General features: G+C 71.0%; 15 protein-coding genes. 8 read left to right on the plus strand and 7 right to left on the minus strand.

Annotation, left to right across the window (positions count from 1 at the left end; translation table 11 throughout):
• Nucleotides 1-59 precede the first annotated feature (59 nt).
• The gene (locus tag BJ965_RS31480) at nucleotides 60-2,546 is read left to right on the plus strand and encodes an alpha-L-arabinofuranosidase C-terminal domain-containing protein (protein ID WP_184913394.1); all 2,487 of its coding nucleotides are present in this window, start codon (nucleotides 60-62) and stop codon (nucleotides 2,544-2,546) included.
• Nucleotides 2,547-2,690: 144 nt separating this feature from the next.
• Here BJ965_RS31480 and BJ965_RS31485 read toward each other — a convergent pair whose 3' ends face one another.
• On the minus strand, nucleotides 2,691-3,383 hold the full coding sequence (locus tag BJ965_RS31485) for a DUF6215 domain-containing protein (RefSeq protein ID WP_184913397.1): 693 nt from the start codon (nucleotides 3,381-3,383) through the stop codon (nucleotides 2,691-2,693).
• A 172-nt stretch (nucleotides 3,384-3,555) separates the two neighbouring features.
• Here BJ965_RS31485 and argC point away from each other — a divergent pair, with 172 nt between their 5' ends.
• Genes argC through BJ965_RS31510 form a run of 5 tightly spaced genes read left to right on the plus strand, consistent with a single transcriptional unit; the run spans nucleotide 3,556 to nucleotide 8,392 of the window.
• On the plus strand, nucleotides 3,556-4,584 hold the full coding sequence (gene argC / locus BJ965_RS31490) for an N-acetyl-gamma-glutamyl-phosphate reductase (RefSeq protein ID WP_184913399.1): 1,029 nt from the start codon (nucleotides 3,556-3,558) through the stop codon (nucleotides 4,582-4,584).
• On the plus strand, nucleotides 4,581-5,732 hold the full coding sequence (gene argJ / locus BJ965_RS31495; protein ID WP_184913401.1) for a bifunctional glutamate N-acetyltransferase/amino-acid acetyltransferase ArgJ: 1,152 nt from the start codon (nucleotides 4,581-4,583) through the stop codon (nucleotides 5,730-5,732). Before argC ends, argJ begins: the two co-directional genes overlap by 4 nt.
• Entirely contained in the window at nucleotides 5,729-6,643 is a 915-nt protein-coding gene (gene argB, locus BJ965_RS31500; RefSeq protein WP_030848794.1) for an acetylglutamate kinase, read from the plus strand. The genes argJ and argB overlap by 4 nt, the downstream gene beginning before the upstream one ends.
• On the plus strand, nucleotides 6,640-7,839 hold the full coding sequence (locus BJ965_RS31505; RefSeq protein WP_184913403.1) for an acetylornithine transaminase: 1,200 nt from the start codon (nucleotides 6,640-6,642) through the stop codon (nucleotides 7,837-7,839). Before argB ends, BJ965_RS31505 begins: the two co-directional genes overlap by 4 nt.
• 7 nt (nucleotides 7,840-7,846) lie before the next feature.
• Nucleotides 7,847-8,392: an arginine repressor gene (locus BJ965_RS31510; protein WP_184913405.1), complete on the plus strand. Its 546-nt coding sequence runs from the start codon at nucleotides 7,847-7,849 to the stop codon at nucleotides 8,390-8,392.
• A gap of 168 nt (nucleotides 8,393-8,560) precedes the next feature.
• Here BJ965_RS31510 and BJ965_RS31515 read toward each other — a convergent pair whose 3' ends face one another.
• From BJ965_RS31515 to BJ965_RS31540, 6 genes are all read right to left on the minus strand, one after another.
• On the minus strand, nucleotides 8,561-9,364 hold the full coding sequence (locus BJ965_RS31515; protein ID WP_313667339.1) for an FAD:protein FMN transferase: 804 nt from the start codon (nucleotides 9,362-9,364) through the stop codon (nucleotides 8,561-8,563).
• The gene (locus BJ965_RS31520) at nucleotides 9,357-10,412 is read right to left on the minus strand and encodes an FMN-binding protein (RefSeq protein WP_184913407.1); all 1,056 of its coding nucleotides are present in this window, start codon (nucleotides 10,410-10,412) and stop codon (nucleotides 9,357-9,359) included. The genes BJ965_RS31515 and BJ965_RS31520 overlap by 8 nt, the downstream gene beginning before the upstream one ends.
• A 40-nt stretch (nucleotides 10,413-10,452) precedes the next feature.
• Nucleotides 10,453-11,835 carry a ferredoxin reductase family protein gene (locus BJ965_RS31525; protein WP_184913409.1) on the minus strand — a complete coding sequence of 461 codons (1,383 nt, stop codon included), beginning with the start codon at nucleotides 11,833-11,835 and terminating at the stop codon, nucleotides 10,453-10,455.
• 127 nt (nucleotides 11,836-11,962) lie between these two features.
• Nucleotides 11,963-12,661 (minus strand): L,D-transpeptidase family protein, encoded by a 699-nt coding sequence (locus BJ965_RS31530; RefSeq protein ID WP_184913411.1) that lies wholly within the window; start codon nucleotides 12,659-12,661, stop codon nucleotides 11,963-11,965.
• A gap of 3 nt (nucleotides 12,662-12,664) precedes the next feature.
• Nucleotides 12,665-13,252, minus strand: coding sequence for a pyridoxamine 5'-phosphate oxidase family protein (locus BJ965_RS31535; protein ID WP_184913413.1), 588 nt, complete (start codon nucleotides 13,250-13,252; stop codon nucleotides 12,665-12,667).
• 139 nt (nucleotides 13,253-13,391) lie between these two features.
• On the minus strand, nucleotides 13,392-14,318 hold the full coding sequence (locus BJ965_RS31540) for a hypothetical protein (RefSeq protein ID WP_184913415.1): 927 nt from the start codon (nucleotides 14,316-14,318) through the stop codon (nucleotides 13,392-13,394).
• Nucleotides 14,319-14,600: 282 nt separating this feature from the next.
• Here BJ965_RS31540 and argH point away from each other — a divergent pair, with 282 nt between their 5' ends.
• Together argH and BJ965_RS31550 are read left to right on the plus strand one after the other, a co-directional pair.
• Nucleotides 14,601-16,037: an argininosuccinate lyase gene (gene argH / locus BJ965_RS31545; protein WP_184913417.1), complete on the plus strand. Its 1,437-nt coding sequence runs from the start codon at nucleotides 14,601-14,603 to the stop codon at nucleotides 16,035-16,037.
• A gap of 143 nt (nucleotides 16,038-16,180) precedes the next feature.
• Nucleotides 16,181-17,152, plus strand: coding sequence for an aldo/keto reductase (locus BJ965_RS31550; protein WP_184913419.1), 972 nt, complete (start codon nucleotides 16,181-16,183; stop codon nucleotides 17,150-17,152).
• Nucleotides 17,153-17,249: the final 97 nt, after the last annotated feature.

Raw genomic sequence — 17,249 nt, forward strand, 5'->3', positions numbered from 1 at the left:
AGTGCTGACCAATGTCTGATATTTCGAACACTCCTCTACCAGAGAGCCGCGGAGTATCCATGCCACGCACCGCCGCCCGCACCCGATGGAGACTGGGTCTCACGACCACCGCCCTCCTGACGGCAACAGCCCTCGTACCGGCCCCCGCGCACGCCGAGGACGCCACCGACTACGCGATCACGGTCGAACCGTCCGCCCAGGGCGCGGCGATCGACGACACGATGTACGGCGTCTTCTTCGAGGACATCAACCGGGCCGCCGACGGCGGTCTGTACGCCGAGCTCGTGCAGAACCGATCCTTCGAGTACTCCACCGCCGACAACGGCTCCTACACGCCCCTGACCTCGTGGGCGGTCGGCGGCACGGCCGAGGTCGTGAACGACTCGGGCCGCCTCAACGAGCGCAACCGCAACTACCTCTCCCTGGCCGCCGGTTCCTCCGTCACGAACGCCGGCTACAACACCGGTATCCGGGTCGACAAGGGCAAGCGGTACGACTTCTCCGTCTGGGCCCGCGCCGCGAGCGGCACCACGCTCACGGTCTCGCTGAAGGACACCGCCGGCACGCTCGCCACCGCCCGCCAGGTCGCCGTGAAGGGCGGCTGGGCCAAGTACAAGGCCACGTTCACGGCGACCCGCACGAGCAACCGCGGACGGCTCGCCGTCGCCTCGTCGAACGCCGCCGCGCTCGACGAGATATCGCTCTTCCCGCGCGAGACGTACAGGAACCAGCCGAACGGCCTGCGCAAGGACCTCGCCGAGAAGATCGCCGCACTGAAGCCCGGCTTCGTACGCTTCCCCGGCGGCTGCCTGGTCAACACCGGCTCCATGGAGGACTACAGCGAGGCCTCGAACTGGCAGCGCAAGCGCAGCTACCAGTGGAAGGACACCATCGGACCCGTAGAGCAGCGCGCCACCAACGCCAACTTCTGGGGCTACAACCAGAGTTACGGCCTCGGCTACTACGAGTACTTCCGCTTCTCCGAGGACATCGGCGCCATGCCGCTGCCCGTCGTCCCCGCCCTGGTGACCGGCTGCGGGCAGAACAAGGCCACCGACGACGACGCCCTGCTCAAGCGGCACATCCAGGACACCCTCGACCTCATCGAGTTCGCCAACGGCCCGGCGACCTCCAAGTGGGGCAAGGTGCGCGCGCAGATGGGCCACCCCAAGCCGTTCCACCTGACCCACCTCGGGGTCGGCAACGAGGAGAACCTTCCGAAGGAGTTCTTCGCCCGCTTCGAACAGTTCCGGACGGCCATCAAGGCGAAGTACCCGGACATCACGGTCGTCTCCAACTCGGGCCCGGACGACGCCGGCTCGACCTTCGACACCGCCTGGCAGCTCAACCGCGAGGCCAAGGTCGACATGGTCGACGAGCACTACTACAACAGCCCGACCTGGTTCCTGCAGAACAACGACCGCTACGACTCCTACGACCGGAACGGCCCGAAGGTCTTCCTCGGCGAGTACGCCTCCCAGGGCAACGCCTGGAAGAACGGCCTCTCCGAAGCCGCCTTCATGACCGGCCTGGAGCGCAACGCGGACGTCGTCAAGCTCGCCTCGTACGCCCCGCTGCTCGCCAACGAGGACTACGTGCAGTGGCGGCCCGACCTGATCTGGTTCAACAACCGGGCCTCCTGGAACTCGGCCAACTACGAGGTCCAGAAGCTGTTCATGAACAACGTCGGCGACCGGGTGGTCCCCTCCAGGGCCACCGGGACCCCGAATGTCAGCGGCCCCATCACCGGTGCCGTCGGCCTGTCGACATGGGCGACCAGCGCCGCGTACGACGACGTGAAGGTCACCTCCGCCGACGGCTCGACCCTGCTCAGCGACGACTTCTCCGGTGACGCCTCGAAGTGGAAGCACGCGGGCACCGGCAGCTGGAGCATCCAGGACGGGGCCTACGTCCAGACCGACACCGCCGCCGAGAACACCATGGTCACGGCGGGCGACCCGGCCTGGAAGGACTACGACCTGCATGTGAAGGCCACCAAGAAGTCCGGCAAGGAGGGCTTCCTGGTCGCCTTCGGCGTCAAGGACACCGGCAATTACTACTGGTGGAACCTGGGCGGCTGGAACAACACCCAGTCCGCGATCGAGCAGGCCGTGGACGGCGGCAAGGGCACCCTGATGACGAAGGCCGGGTCGATCGAGACGGGCCGGGCCTACGACATCGACATCAAGGTGCGCGGCCGCCAGGTCACCCTGCTCCTCGACGGCAAGGAGTGGGGCACGTTCACCGACGACAAGCCGGCCGAGCCGTTCCGGCAGGTCGTCACCAAGGACGCCCGGACCGGTGACCTGATCGTCAAGGTCGTCAACGCCAGGTCGGCCGAGGCCCGTACGGCCGTCGACCTCGGTGGCGCCAAGGTCGCCTCCACGGCCCGCGTCACCACGCTGGCCGCCGACGAGGACGCCGTGAACACCGAGACGGACACGCCGGTGACGCCGGTGACGTCCACCTTCCGGGGTGTGGCCGAGAAGTTCACGTACACCTTCCCGGCGAACTCGGTGACGTTCCTGCGGATCAAGCAGAGGTAGGACCCGCCCGAGTGGGCCGCCGCCGTCTCCGGGCGGCGGCCCACCCGCGCGAGGCACCCGGGTGCTCACACGTGCGAAGTCCGTCCGTGCGCAGCCACGTGAAGTCCCCCCCCATGCTCAGCCGCGCGAAGGCCTCGCCCGTCCTCAGTCGCGTGAAGTCCACCCCGGGAGTGTCAGCAGCACCCTCTCCGCGACGCGCAGCAGCACCGCGTCGTCCGGCACGGCTCCGTCCGCGCGCCACAGGGTGACGTCGACGGAACCGCCGCGGTCCTTCGCGTCCTGGGCGACGGTGAGGGCCCGGGCCGGAACACCGGGACCGCTGTCGGCGTCACCGCCGTCGAGCCGGACGCTGATCCTGATGGTGCGGTCCGAGTAGAGCACCCCCGGGCGGCCCAGTACCTTCCGCGGGCGCGCGTCGGTTCCGAGCAGGGACTCCGACCCGGCCACCGGAAGACCGTCGTAGGTCGCCGAGAGCGTCACGGTGTACGTCTCGAACTCGACCTGGGCCTGCGGGGTGGCGATCTTCCTGCCGCCGGGGGACCCGAAGGAACCGTCGCTGCCGGAGGCGGTCTTCGCCGTCTCCGTCGGTGTGCCCAGCAGAGCGGCCAGGTCGGGCCGGTTCAGCGCCTCGCACAGTCGCGCGCCGGTCAGGCGCTTGCGCTTCGGGGCGGGGGTCTCCTCGGCGGAGCAGGTCGCGGGCTTCGGCTCGCTCTCCGCGGCCGATGTCTTCGCGAGCCACCAGAAGCCCCCGCTGAGCGCCCCCACCAGCGCCACCGCCGCGAGCGCCTGCCCCCACGCGCTCGGGCCCTTGCTGTGCGTGTCGCATTCCTCGGCCATGTCCCCCACCCGCCAAGATCCCCTGAAATGTGCCCGGGGACCTTACTCTGTGGTCATGGCCAGGACAAAGCCGGTTTTCGGGCCCTGACTCCGCTGGGCCGCACCGCTCATGCATGGGATTGCATAAACGTGCAGCGAATCGTATAGTCATGCCCTCTAAGGAGGAGGATCCATGGCGGTACGTGCGGCGGTGGCCGGAGCGAGTGGGTACGCGGGCGGGGAACTGCTGCGTCTGCTCCTGGCGCACCCCGAGGTCGAGATCGGCGCCCTGACCGGCAACTCGAACGCGGGACAGCGGCTCGGTGCGCTCCAGCCCCACCTGCTGCCGCTGGCCGGGCGAGTGCTCCAGGAGACCACCCCGGACGTCCTCGCCGGTCACGACGTCGTCTTCCTCGCACTGCCGCACGGGCAGTCCGCGGCTGTCGCAGAGCAGCTCGGCCCGGACGTGCTCGTCGTCGACATGGGCGCCGACTTCCGGCTGACCGACGCCGCCGCATGGGAGCGGTTCTACGGCTCCCCGCACGCCGGAACCTGGCCCTACGGCCTTCCCGAACTGCCGGGTGCCCGCGCCGCGCTGGAGGGGTCCAAGCGCGTCGCGGTGCCCGGTTGCTACCCCACCGCCGTGTCCCTCGCCCTCTTCCCGGCCTACGCGGCGGGCCTGGCCGAGGCCGAGGCCGTGATCGTCGCCGCGTCCGGCACGTCCGGCGCGGGCAAGGCACCCAAGCCCCACCTGCTCGGCAGCGAGGTGATGGGCTCGATGTCCCCGTACGGCGTCGGCGGCGGGCACCGGCACACCCCCGAGATCACCCAGAACCTCAGTGCGGCGGCGGGGGAGAAGGTCTCCGTGTCCTTCACGCCGACCCTCGCGCCGATGCCCCGCGGCATCCTCGCCACGTGCAGCGCCAAGGCCGCCGACGGCGTCACGGGTGAGTCCCTGCGCGCCGCCTACGAGAAGGCCTTCGCCGACGAGCCGTTCGTGCACCTGCTCCCCGAGGGCCAGTGGCCCGCCACGGCGTCCGTCTACGGTTCGAACGCCGTTCAGGTGCAGGTCGCGTACGACGCGGACGCCGGCCGGATCATCGTGATCAGCGCCATCGACAACCTCACCAAGGGCACCGCGGGCGGTGCCGTCCAGAGCATGAACATCGCCCTGGGTCTCGACGAGACCACCGGACTGACGACGATCGGAGTTGCGCCGTGAGTGTGACGGCAGCAAAGGGATTCACGGCAGCGGGCATCGCCGCCGGGATCAAGGAGAACGGCAACCCCGACCTGGCCCTCGTGGTCAACACCGGCCCCCGCCGAAGCGCCGCCGGCGTCTTCACCTCCAACCGCGTCAAGGCCGCGCCGGTCCAGTGGTCCGAGCAGGTGCTGAAGAGCGGACAGGTCTCCGCCGTCGTCCTCAACTCCGGTGGCGCCAACGCCTGTACGGGACCGAAGGGCTTCCAGGACGCGCACGCGACGGCCGAGAAGGCCGCCGAGGTCCTCGGGCGGGGCGCCATCGAGGTGGCCGTCTGCTCGACCGGCCTCATCGGCATCCTGCTCCCCATGGACAAGCTGCTCCCGGGCATCGAGACGGCCGCCGGGGCCCTGAGCGAGCACGGCGGTGAGAAGGCCGCCATCGCCATCAAGACCACCGACACCGTCCACAAGACGTCCGTCGTCACCAAGGACGGCTGGACCGTCGGAGGCATGGCCAAGGGCGCGGGCATGCTCGCCCCCGGCCTCGCCACCATGCTCGTCGTCCTCACCACCGACGCGGACCTGGAGAACGACGTCCTGGACAAGGCCCTGCGCGCGGCCACCCGGACGACCTTCGACCGGGTCGACTCCGACGGCTGCATGTCCACCAACGACACCGTGCTGCTGCTCGCCTCCGGCTCCGCCGACGTCACCCCGGAGTACGAGGAGTTCGCCGAGGCCGTACGGCAGGTCTGCGACGACCTCGGCCAGCAGCTCATCCGGGACGCCGAGGGCGCCAGCAAGGACATCAAGGTCGAGGTGATCAACGCCGCGACCGAGGACGACGCCGTGGAGGTGGGCCGCTCCATCGCCCGCAACAACCTCCTCAAGTGCGCCATCCACGGCGAGGACCCCAACTGGGGCCGCGTGCTCTCCGCGATCGGCACCACGTCCGCCGCCTTCGAGCCCGACCGTCTGAACGTCGCCATCAACGGCGTCTGGGTCTGCAAGAACGGCGGTGTCGGCGAGGACCGCGACAAGGTCGACATGCGCTACCGCGAGGTGCACATCGTCGCCGACCTCGCCGCCGGGTCCGAGACCGCCACGATCTGGACCAACGACCTCACGGCCGACTACGTCCACGAGAACAGCGCGTACTCGTCATGAGCAGTGGAGCGACGCGCAAGCACACCGCCCTGCCCAAGGCGCAGATCCTCATCGAGGCCCTGCCCTGGCTGGTCCGGCACAACGGCAAGACGGTCGTCATCAAGTTCGGCGGCAACGCCATGATCGACGAGGACCTCAAGGCCGCCTTCGCGAAGGACGTGGTGTTCCTGCACCACGCCGGCCTCAAGCCCGTCGTCGTGCACGGCGGCGGCCCGCAGATCAGCGCCGCCCTCGACCAGCACGGCATCGTCAGCGAGTTCAAAGCGGGCCTCAGGGTGACCACCGAGGACGCCATGGACGTCGTACGGATGGTGCTGGCCGGGCAGGTCCAGCGCGAACTGGTCGGGCTGCTCAACCAGCACGGTCCGCTCGCCGTCGGCCTGACCGGCGAGGACGCGCACACCATCACCGCCACCAAGCACCAGCCCGAGATCGACGGAGAGCTGGTCGACATCGGGCGCGTGGGCGAGATCACCGCGATCGACACCGGCGCCATCGAGGCCCTGCTCGCCGACGGCCGCATCCCGGTCGTCTCCTCGATCGCCCGCTCCCAGGACGACGGACATGTCTACAACGTCAATGCTGATACGGCGGCTGCGGCACTCGCTGCTGCACTGGACGCCGAAACCCTCATGGTCCTCACGGACGTCGAGGGCCTCTACGAGGACTGGCCGCACAGCGACGAGGTGATCAGCCGCCTCACCGCGACCGAGCTGGAGCGGCTGCTGCCGGACCTGTCGTCCGGCATGGTGCCGAAGATGGAGGGCTGCCTGCACGCCGTACGCAACGGCGTCACCACCGCCCGCGTCATCGACGGCCGGGTCCAGCACTCGATCCTGCTGGAGATCTTCACCGACGAGGGCATCGGCACGATGGTCGTGCCCGACGAGCACGAGGGGGAAGCCGTATGACCGCCCATCAGGAGTACGCCGAGCGGTGGCAGGGCGCGCTCATGAACAACTACGGCACCCCGCTGCTGCCCCTGGCCCGCGGCGAGGGCACCCGCGTCTGGGACGCCGACGGCAATTCCTACCTCGACTTCGTCGGTGGCATCGCCACCAACGCCCTCGGCCACGCCCACCCGGCCGTCGTCGAGGCCGTGAGCCGGCAGATCGGCTCGCTCGGCCACATCTCCAACTTCTTCATGGCCGAGCCGACCGTCGCCCTCGCCGAGCGGCTGCTGCGCCTCTTCGGCCGGGACGGCAAGGTCTTCTTCTGCAACTCCGGCGCCGAGGCCAACGAGGCCGCCTTCAAGATCGGCCGGCTGACCGGCCGGACCCATGTCGTCGCGACCGAGGGCGCCTTCCACGGGCGGACCATGGGCGCCCTGGCCCTGACCGGCCAGGCCGGCAAGCGCGAACCGTTCCTGCCGCTGCCCGGCGAGGTCACCCACGTGCCGTTCGGCGACGCGCAGGCCTTGGCCGCCGCCGTCACCGACGAGACCGCGCTCGTCATCCTGGAGCCGATCCAGGGCGAGCTCGGCGTCGTCGTCCCGCCCGCCGGCTACCTCAAGGCCGCCCGGGCCATCACCGCCGCGACCGGGGCGCTCCTCGTCCTCGACGAGGTGCAGACCGGCATCGGCCGGACCGGGCACTGGTTCGAGTACCAGGCCCACGAGGGCGTCCTGCCCGACGTGGTCACCCTCGCCAAGCAGCTCGGCGGCGGGCTGCCGCTCGGCGCGACCGTCGCCTTCGGCCGGGCCGCCGACCTGCTCCGGCCCGGCCAGCACGGCACGACCTTCGGCGGCAACCCCGTCGCCTGCGCCGCCGGGCTCGCCGTCCTCGACACCATCGAGAACGAGGGGCTGCTGGAGAACGTCAAACGGCAGAGCGAGAGGCTGCGGGACGGAATCGAGGGCCTCGGTCATCCGTTGATCGATTTCGTCCGGGGTACGGGACTCCTCCTGGGTATCGTGCTCACCGAGCCGCTCGCGCCCCAGGTGCGCCAGGCGGCTCAGGAGGCCGGATTCCTGGTGAACGTGCCCGCCCCCGACGTCGTCCGGCTGATGCCGCCACTGAACCTCGGCGACGACGAGGCGGACGCGTTCCTCGGGGCGCTGCCCGGCATCCTCCAGGCAGTCAGCGGGGACGGACGATCCGGGGAATGAGACGACGATGAGTCAGGCGCAGGACCACGAGCAGCCGGGGGCGAACGGGCCCGCCGTGCCGCAGACCCGCACCGCCCGCCACCGCCGGATCGTGGACATCCTCAACCGGCAGCCGGTGCGCTCGCAGAGCCAGCTGGCGAAGCTGCTCGCCGACGACGGGCTGAACGTCACACAGGCGACGCTCAGCCGGGATCTGGACGAGCTGAACGCGGTGAAGATCCGCAACGACGACGGCGACCTGATCTACGCGGTGCCCAGCGAGGGCGGGTTCCGTACGCCCCGGGCGCCGCTGGGCGGGTCGGCGAAGGAGGAGCGGATGCGGCGGCTCTCGCAGGAGCTGCTGATCTCCGCGGAGGCTTCGGCGAACCTCGTGGTCCTGCGGACCCCTCCGGGGGCCGCCCAGTTCCTGGCCTCGGCCATCGATCAGGCCGAGCTGCACGACATCCTGGGGACGATCGCGGGTGACGACACGCTGATGCTGATCAGCAGGAACCCCGATGGGGGACAGGCCCTGGCGGATCATCTGCTGAGGCTGGCGCAGAACGGCCACTGAGGGTCGTCGTTCGGGTGCGGGTGAGCTGCGGCTGATCGCGCAGTTCCCCGCGCCCCTGAGGGCGTACGCCCCAGCTGCGGGCATGCGTGCCGCTGGGGCGGCATCCGTCCCGAGGGGAGCGGCACCCCGTTCCGTTGGGCTGCGGGCCCACCCGTCCCCGGCCGCAACTCACCCCAGCCGCGCCGCCAACCCCCCGGTGCAGCGCACCTCGTCGCCGGCCGTGATCAGCAGCGCCTCGACGCCCGGCAGGGACTCCAGCCAGGCCAGCCCCTCCCGCGACCCCATCGCGAATGCCGCCGTCGCCCAGCAGTCCGTCCACGTCAGCCGAGGCCCGACCACGGTTACGGCGACCAGGTCGGTCACGGCCGACCGCCCCGTGCGCGGATCCACGATGTGCGCGCCCCGTTCCGCCGTACCGGACGTGGCCACGGACAACTCGTCCACCCCGCCCGCGGAGACGACCGCCGCGAGACCCCCCGGCCGCAAAGGATCCGACACCCCCACACGCCACGGCCGCTGCCCGCCCGGTGTGCCGAGCAACTGCACGTCACCGCCGCCGTTGAGACTCACCCCGCACACCCCGGGCACGTCCGCCAGCAGCCGCGCCGCCCGCTCGACCGCCCAGCCCTTGACGATGCCGGTCGGGTCGAGGTGGCCCTGGTACGACGTGCTGAACCAGCCGTCGCTCTGCTGCTCCGCCTCGGCGGCCAGTTCCAGCACCTCGGCGACCTCGGGATCGCACTCCGCGACGGTCACCTCGCCGCGCTGCAGCCGTGAGATCTGGCTGTCCTCGCGGTACGTGCTGAACACCTCGTCGACCCGGTGCAGCCCGGCCACGGCCTCGTCCAGGGCCGCGCGCACGGCGGCCGGTTCCCCGCCGCGGACGTCGAAGGAGAAGACGGTCCCCATCGTCTCCTCGGCATGACGTACCGCGGCGGGAGCCTGTGCGGAGTCGGCCACCGTGTCAGCCACCGGCCTGGTCCAGCGCGGACTGGAGGGACTGCTTGTAGCCGGCGCTGGTGTACGTCGCACCGGACACGGCGTCGATCTGCGCGTTCCCGGCCGCGACGGCCGCCTGGTTGAGGCGGGGGACGGACGAGGAGGTGATCTGGTCGCTGCGGCCGCCCTTGGGCGCCTGGACCGCCTCCGCCTTGGTGATCTTCCCGCCGGTGACGGTCACCCGTACCTGCACCGGCCCGTACTGCGTCTGCGCCGCAGTGCCGGTCAGGGTCTGCGGGGCGGCCTGGCCGCCCCCCGAGCCCGCGGCCTGCGAGGAACCGCCCCCGGCCGGAGCCTTGTCCAGCGCGGACTGGAGCGACTTCTTGTACCCCGCACTGGTGTACGTGGCGCCCGAGACCGCGTCGACGTCCGCGTTCCCGGCCGCCACGGCCGCCTGGTTGAGGCGGGGCACCGAGCTCGCTGTGATCTGGTCGCTGCGGCCGCCCTTGGGCGCCTGGACCGCCTCCGCCTTGGTGATCTTCCCGCCCGCCACGGTGACGCGCACCTGCACCGGGCCGTACTGCGTCTGCGCGACATCACCGGTCAGCGTCTGCGCGTCGCCCGAGCCCTGCTGCGCTCCGGCGGACGCCTTCGCCTTGTCCAGCGCGGACTGGAGCGACTTCTTGTACCCGACGCTGGTGTAGGTGGCGCCCGAGACCGCGTCGATCTCGGCGCCCTGCGCCGCGACCACCGCCTGGTTCAGGCGGGGCACCGAGCTGGCGGTGATCTGGTCGCTGCGGCCGCCCTTGGGCGCCTGGACCGCCTCGGCCTGGGTGATCTTGCCGTTGCTCATCGTCAGACGGACCTGCACGGCGCCGTACTGCGTCTGCGCCGCGTCACCGGTGACCGCGCCGTTCACGCCGCCCTGCGGGGCCTGCCCGGCCGCCGCGGGCGGGGCCTGCCCCGCCGCCTGGGCGGAGCCCGGGTCGGAGGCCGGCTTCAGCGACAGCAGCAGCACGATCCCGGAGACGGTGGCTGCGCCGGCGAGCACGGCACGCCGGACGGGGTGAGACTTCCTCATCGTTTCCCAAACTCCTGAAGGGCTGTTGGTGTCCCGTCGCTCACATCTCGAACGACTCGTGATGGATACGGCGGGCGGGTACGCCCGCGCCGCGCAGTGCCTCGTAGACCGACTGGGCGAAGCCGGGCGGCCCGCACATGAAGACGTCGTGGTCGTCGATGTCCGGGATCTTGCGCTGGAGGGACTCCGCCGAGATGTCGGGGCGTTCCCCCTCCGGGCTGTTGACCGCGTACATCAGCCGGGCACCGCGCTCGTCGGCGATCTTGGCGAGTTCACCCCACAACGCCAGGTCCTGGGTGGTGTTGGCCCGGTAGAGGAGGGTGATGTCGCCGGACGCGCCCGGCAGCGTCTCGAACAGCGCCCGCATCGGGGTGATGCCGACCCCGCCCGCGACCAGCAGCACCTTGCCGCGGCTGCGGCGCTGCGCGGTCATCGCTCCGTACGGGCCCTCGGCCCACACCTTGGTGCCGGGTTCGAGATCACGCAGCCGGGAGGTGTGGTCGCCGATCGCCTTGACCGTGATCCGCAGCATGTCCGGGCGGGGCGCCGCCGACAGCGAGTACGGGTGGGAACTGAAGCGCATCCCCGGCGCCTTGAACCGCCAGCGGAAGAAGTGCCCGGCCTCCGCGCCCATCCGGTGCAGCTTGCGCCCGCTGATCAGCACGGACACGATCCCCGGGGTCTCCTCGATGACCGCCGCGACGCGCATGCGGTGCCGCAGGTTGAGCCGGATCGGGGTGAGGATCCGGTACCAGACGACCAGCGCGGTCACCACGCCGTACAGCCCGTACCAGAAGGTCTTCGCGGCGGGCTCGACGGCGAACTCGTTGCCGGTGGTGATCTGGTGCCAGAACGTCAGGTACACCGCCGCGTACGTGAGCAGGTGCACGTGGTACCAGGTGTCGTACCCGATCATCCGGCGCACTCCGCCGATCGACAGGATCCCGATGAGGAACAGCAGACCCGTGCCGATGGCGGCCTTGCCCATGTCCGGCAGCTGGTTGATGGAGTCGGTCGTCTGCTGGACGATGTCGCCGAGCGTCTTGCCCGCCTGCAGGGCGTAGCCCCACATGATGAGGAAGACGTGGGCGAGGACCAGGCAGAGCGTGTAGCGGCCGGTCATGGCGTGCCAGCGTGCGACCCGGTCGGTGCCCACTCGGCGCTCCAGCGCGGGCACCCGGGCCATCTGGAGCACCACCAGCGCCATGAGGTAGCCGGCGAGCAGACCGGTGATCCGGCCCGCGGCCAGGATCTTGCTCGTGTTGTCCGCGAGGGACGGTGTGTTGTCCCACCACAGCCACAGCACGGCCGCGGCACCGGCCCACAGGGCGATCAGCAGCGGGACGGCCGGGGAGCGGCGCGGGCGGATGCGGCGCATCGTCTGGCGGCGGGCGGCACGTCCGCCTGCGAGCGTGGTGGTCACGGTTCCTCCGTGGGGACTTGACCCTTGGCCCACAGATACGTGCCGCGGCACGGGAGTGTTCAGCTGCGTACCGAGTCACCTGCGAACAGTGGTGACCGCTGGTAACACTCGCGCGGCCGGCGATCCGTCACAGACGGGTGACGGCCGTGCTCCCGCTCCGCGTCCCCACGGCGATGTGCGGCCGCCGGGCGGGGTCGGCCCAGCGCAGGATCCGCCGCATCGCGTCCTCGGGGACGGAGACACACCCGGCCGTCGCGCCGCGCCCGTTCACGTGGAGGAAGATGCCCGCGCCCCGTCCCCGCACGGGACGCTCGTAGTTGAAGCCGATGACGAGCGCGTGCGCGTACTGCGCGCGGTACGTGATCAGGTGCTCGGACTCGGCCGCCCGGCAGTCGGCCGCGCGCGGCTCGGTCCAGCGGTTGTAGGAGCGGGAGTCGTTGTCCTGGCACCACCAGGAGTCCTGGTGCACCCGGCGGTACGGGTAGGCCGTCCCGGGCGGCGCCGGCTCGATGCCGAAGGCGTACGGCAGGCCGTAGAGGCCGGTGGGTGTGGTGTTCGTCCCCTGCGTGCGCGAGGCGCCGGCGGCGAGGCCGTTCGCCCCGAACCGGGCGGGCGCGGAGCCCCTCTTGACCCAGCGCCCGCCCTCCCGGTTCCACCAGGTCACCGTGCCCGTCGTCGAGGACCGCTTCGGGGCCACCGCGGTGATCAGCTGGGTGCCGCCGCCGGTGTCCGCCATCCGGGCCGGCAACGGCGGCGCGGGGGCGGGCGGCCCGGCGCCGAGCACGACCAGGGCGGAGACGGCGAGGGCGAGGGCACCGGGGCGCATGCCTCAGACCGTAGAGGGAGGCAGCGGCAGCGGCAGCCCGGGTAGTCCGTCCAGGCTGGTGGCGATGTGCTCCTTCTTGGAGAAGTAGGCGCTCAGCGACGCGTCGTCCTCGCGGGCGAAACGCTTGCCGTGCAGGTCCCGGTCCTCCTCGTACGCCATGAAGGGCACCCCGTAGCCGCAGGTGTCGCGGACGAGTTCGGCGGTGACCACGATGATCGCCCGCAGACCGTGCCGCGTCGGGTCGATGTCCGGGAAGTGCGCGAGGAGCTCCCCGAAGCGGGGGTCGTCGCGGAAGACCGGTTCACCCCTGCCGTGCACGCGGACGATGTTCGGCGGGCCCTGGAAGGCGCACCACATCAGGGTGATCCGCCCGTTCTCCCGCAGATGGGCGATGGTCTCGGCGTTGGAGCCGGCGAAGTCGAGGTAGGCCACCGTGAGCTCGTCGAGCACCACGAAGGAGCCTGTCAGGCCTTTGGGGGAGAGGTTGACCGTTCCGTCTGCGGCCAGGGGTGCGGTGGCGGTGAAGAAGACCGGCTGCGCCTCGATGAAGGTGCGGAGCCGGCCGTCTATGCGCTCGTGAGTCTTTCCCATGGCGAACGATTATGGCCGCAAGTCTTTCGACTGTCTAAGGAATTGCGGGGTCCGGTCACCTCTGCCGGACCCCGCGGGCAGGCGTCTGAGTGGCCACCCCGGCCGGCGCTCACACGGGGCGGCCACAGCGCCTGTCACCTCACTTGGAGAGGGTGCAGGCGGCCAGGGAGTCCAGGCCGGCCGGCTTCTCGGCCGTGCGGCCGATGGCCGTGGCGATGCGGTTGACGGTGGAGATCCGCTTGTCCTCCAGCGGGCCGAGGATGGCGTTCTGGACGAAGTTGGGTCCGCCCTGGCCGACCGTGTCGACCAGGCGCTTGTTGGCCTCGGCGACCTGCGTGTCCAGCAGTGCCAGGTTCCGGTCGACCTCGGCCTGAGCCGAGGCGGGGATCGCCGGCAGCTGGGAGGCGACGTCCGGGCAGCTGATCGTGCCGGCACCGGCGTTGCCCGCCTCGCCCGCACCCGCGCCGCCCTCCTGGGCGCCCCCGCCCGCCTCGGCACCCGCGCCGCCCTCTTCGGCGCCCGCACCGGCTCCGGCCTCACCGCCCGCCTCGGCACCCGCGCCGGCCTCCGCACCGGCGCCCGCCTCGCCACCCGCCGCCTCGCCCGCTCCGGCGTCCCCACCGGCGTTGAGCTGGCAGGCCGCGAAGGCCTCCAGGCCCTCGGGCTTCTCGGCGGCCCGCCCGATGGCCGTCTCGATGCGGTTGAGGGCGGCGACGCGCTTGTCCTCCAGCGGGCCGAGGATGGCGTTCTGGACGAAGTTGGGCCCGCCCTGGCCGACGGTGTCGACGAGGCGCTTGTTGGCCTCGGCGATCTGCTTGTTCAGCTCGGCCAGGTTGCGGTCGACCTCCGCCTTCGCCGAGGCGGGGACCGCGGGCAGCTGGCCGGTGACGTCCGGGCAGCTGATGGTGCCGGGACCGGCCAGCGTCCGGGCGTTCGCGGCGCCGCTGTCGGGCGTCTCCCCGGCGAGGGCGAAGCCGGCGATCACCGTGCCGGACAGTGCCACCGCGGCGGCGCCGCCGATGAACGTGACGCGACGCTTGTTGTACTTCGGAAGAGCCCTGGACATGCGGATGCCTCACTAGGGGGTCGGGGGTGTCGTCGGTGTCGTAACGCGGCGCCTGCGTTCGGCGAGAGGTACGGGTAAGCGGTTTCCCGTGTTCAAGGAATCTTCAAATTCCTCTCGCCTGACCGGAAACCGACCGCCGGCCCAGGTCGGATTGACGAATCATGCAGAGCTCTGCATACTCATGCATGTCGGTGATCTGCCCTGAGCAGTAGCGTGATGGCCGTCTCCACGCCTCCGGGCGGGAAGCGGTGGCACATCCACACCCATTGAGGAGCGCAGCAGGTGAGCAGCAACAGCGGTGATGTCCGGCTCTGGGGCGGCCGTTTCGCCGACGGCCCCGCCGAGGCCCTGGCGAAGCTGTCCGCGTCCGTCCACTTCGACTGGCGGCTCGCGCCGTACGACATCGCCGGTTCGCGCGCCCACGCGCGCGTGCTGCACAAGGCGGGCCTCCTCACGGAGGACGAGCTCACCCGCATGATCGACGGACTGGACCGGCTGGAGGCGGACGTCGCCGACGGCTCCTTCGTCGGCACGATCGCCGACGAGGACGTCCACACCGCCCTGGAGCGTGGCCTCCTGGAGCGCCTCGGTCCCGACCTCGGCGGCAAGCTGCGGGCCGGCCGCTCCCGCAACGACCAGGTCGCGACGCTCTTCCGCATGTACCTGCGCGATCACGCCCGGATCGTCGGCGGCCTGATCGCCGAACTCCAGGACGCGCTGATCGGCCTCGCCGAAGCCCACCCCGACGTGGCCATGCCCGGCCGCACCCACCTCCAGCATGCCCAGCCCGTCCTCTTCGCCCACCACGTCCTGGCACACGTCCAGTCCCTCTCCCGGGACGCGGAACGGCTGCGCCAGTGGGACGCGCGCACGGCGGTCTCGCCCTACGGCTCGGGCGCCCTGGCGGGCTCCTCCCTCGGGCTCGACCCGGAGGCGGTGGCGAAGGACCTCGGCTTTGAACACGGCTCGTCCGGCAACTCCATCGACGGCACGGCCTCCCGGGACTTCGTCGCCGAGTTCGCCTTCATCACGGCGATGATCGGGGTCAACCTCTCCCGGATCGCCGAGGAGGTCATCATCTGGAACACGAAGGAGTTCTCCTTCGTGACCCTGCACGACGCGTTCTCCACGGGCTCGTCGATCATGCCGCAGAAGAAGAACCCGGACATCGCCGAGCTGGCCCGCGGCAAGTCGGGCCGTCTCATCGGCAACCTGACGGGTCTGATGGCCACGCTCAAGGCCCTCCCGCTCGCGTACAACCGCGACCTCCAGGAGGACAAGGAGCCGGTCTTCGACTCCATCGACCAGCTGGAGGTCCTGCTCCCGGCCTTCACCGGCATGATGGCCACCCTCACCGTCCACCGCGAGCGCATGGAGGAACTGGCCCCGGCCGGCTTCTCCCTCGCCACGGACATCGCCGAGTGGCTCGTGAAGCAGGGCGTCCCGTTCCGTGTGGCCCATGAGGTCGCCGGCGAGTGCGTGAAGGTCGCCGAGGCCGAGGGCAAGGAACTGGACGGGCTGACGGACGAGCAGTTCGCCAAGATCTCCGCCCATCTGACCCCCGAGGTCCGCACGGTCCTCAACGTCCCCGGCGCCCTGGCCTCCCGCAACGGCAGGGGCGGCACGGCCCCGAGCGCGGTCGCCGTCCAGCTGGCAGAGGTGAAGGCGGACGTGGCGGCCCAGCACGAGTGGGCGGTGGCCAAGGGAAGCGCCCTTTAGGGGCGCGGGGACTGCGCGACAAGCCACGACGCACCCGCACTCGCCGAAGCGCCACTCGAACCGAGCTCTGAGAGCGAGCGTCGAAGGTCATCGCGGGTACGTTGGTCGGAAGCCGTACCGGACCCGACCGAACGGAGCCCGCGATGCCCTTCGCGCGACTGGCTACCGCAACGACCCCCACCTGCCACATCGGACTGGGCCTCGCCGCCGTGGGACGCCCCGGCTACATCAACCTCGGCCGGGACCAGGACCTCGGAGAGGACCGCAGCGTGGAAACGCTGCGCACCCGCACCCACGAACTCCTCGACGCCGCCTACGCCCAGGGCGTCCGCTACTTCGACGCCGCCCGCTCCTACGGCCGCTCCGAGGAGTTCCTCGCCGACTGGCTGGGGGACCGGCCCGGCCTCGACGACATCGTCGTGGGCAGCAAGTGGGGCTACACCTACACCGCCGACTGGTCCACCGACGCCGAGAAGCACGAGGTCAAGGACCACACCCTCGCCGCCTACGAACGGCAGCGCGCGGAGAGCGACGCCCTGCTCGGCGGACGGCTCGACCTCTACCAGATCCACTCGGTGACCCCGGACAGCCCGGCCCTCACCGACAAGGAACTGCACGCGAAGCTCGCGGAAGCCGCTGCGCAGGGCCTCACCGTCGGCTTCTCCACCAGCGGCCCCGCCCAGGCGGACGCGATCCGGGCCGCCCTCGCCGTGACGGTCGACGGCGAACCCCTCTTCCGTACCGTGCAGTCCACGTACAACGTGCTGGAGACCTCCGCCGCCCCCGCCCTCGCCGAGGCGCACGACGCCGGGCTCACCGTGATCGTCAAGGAGGGCATGGCCAACGGCCGGCTCGCCGGGCCGCACGCCCCCGACGCCGTGCGGGAGATCGCCGAACGGACCGGGCTGGGCTGCGACGCCGTCGCCCTGGCCGTGATCCTCCGGCAGCCCTGGGCCGGTGTCGTCCTCTCCGGCGCCGCCACCACCAACCAGCTCGCCTCGAACCTGCACGCGGCCGTGGTCGACCTCGACGACGACCAGCTGACCCGCCTCGCCACGCCGGCGGAGGAGCCGCACGCGTACTGGGAGCGGCGCGCGCGGCTGCCCTGGCACTGATCACCTCTGCCCTGGTCCTGACCACCGCCCTTCTTCACGCCGAGCACGGCGACCGTGACTCACGCATGCCCCGCATGAGACATTCATGTCTCATATG

The sequence above is a fragment of the Streptomyces luteogriseus genome, assembly GCF_014205055.1.
Taxonomy (GTDB): Bacteria; Actinomycetota; Actinomycetes; order Streptomycetales; family Streptomycetaceae; genus Streptomyces; species Streptomyces luteogriseus.